Source organism: Acinetobacter sp. ANC_7504 (assembly GCF_056779995.1).
This window is the reverse complement of sequence record NZ_JBWYIZ010000042.1, coordinates 1-327: the sequence shown is the minus strand read 5'-3', so window position 1 is coordinate 327 and position 327 is coordinate 1. Positions and strand designations below refer to the sequence as shown.

The 327-nt window shown below is 38.2% G+C and carries 1 protein-coding gene; it reads right to left on the bottom strand.

Going from position 1 to position 327, the window contains the following annotated elements; all coding sequences use genetic code 11:
* The coding region (locus AC1M9F_RS14535) for a hypothetical protein (RefSeq protein ID WP_481598123.1) at positions 1-327 on the bottom strand (327 nt) is incomplete at both ends.

Here is a 327-nt window from a genome sequence, read left to right as displayed (position 1 = left end):
CCTGCTGCAATTAAGTCTTCTACTTCTTTAATCGCTTCTGTTAGCTTTTGCTCATCCGTTTTTGCATTTTCAACGATTGTTTCTAATGCTTCACGTGCATCATCAAAGTCCTGATTTGATAAATCACCATTGTCTTCTGTCAGTGATTTCTCTGCTTCAGCAATCGCTGCTTCAACTGCTTCTTTATCAGCACCTGTGAATATGCCATCATTAATATCTTTTTGCGCTTCTTCAACCGCAGCTTTTAATGCTTCTTCAGCTGCATCTTCAGTTACTTCTTCCGCTGTAGCTTTTTTCACTGCAGTTTCTAAAGTATCTTTGATTTTT